General features: G+C 67.0%; 1 protein-coding gene. It reads right to left on the bottom strand.

Annotated features, from left to right (window positions below):
- Positions 1-551, bottom strand: a 551-nt coding sequence (locus VQ03_RS29575) for a hydantoinase B/oxoprolinase family protein (protein WP_048454511.1), incomplete at its 3' end; no start/stop codon positions are given.
- Positions 552-594: the final 43 nt, after the last annotated feature.

Raw genomic sequence — 594 nt, 5'->3', positions numbered from 1 at the left:
TGGTCGGCGACGCGGATGTTCGAGGCGATGATGGAGAAGATTTCCTGGTCCATCGCGCCGCGCTTGAACAGCTTGACCGGCGGCAGGCGCAATCCCTCCTGCTCGACCTCCGTCGCGTGGGCCGAGAAGCCGCCCGGCACCATGCCGCCGATATCGGGCCAGTGGCCGGTATTCTGGAGCCAGCAGAACAGCTCGCCGCCGACGAAGACCGGCTTGACGAAGCGCACGTCCATCAGGTGCGTGCCGCCGAGATAGGGGTCGTTGACGATGTAGATGTCGCCGGGCTCGGGAGTCCCGACCTTTCCCTCGCGGATCAGCCGGATCAGCTCCCCGGTCGAGTACTGCATCGTGCCGACGAAGACCGGCAGGCCGAATTCCCCCTGCGAGATCAGCGCGCCGGTGTCGCGGTCGTAGATCCCGTCCGAGCGGTCGTCGGCCTCGGCGATCACCGGCGAGAAGGCGGAGCGCGAGAAGGCGATGTCCATCTCGTTGCAGACCTGCTGCAACCCGGCCTGGATCACCGCCAGGGTGAGGGCGTCGAGCTGGCTCATGCGCGAATCCTCAGGTTGCCGATGGCATCGACCCGGGCCGTGG

The sequence above is a fragment of the Methylobacterium tarhaniae genome, from assembly GCF_001043955.1.
GTDB lineage: Bacteria > Pseudomonadota > Alphaproteobacteria > Rhizobiales > Beijerinckiaceae > Methylobacterium > Methylobacterium tarhaniae.
The sequence above is the reverse complement of the archived record's forward strand: the minus strand, read 5'-3'. Positions and strand labels throughout refer to the sequence as shown.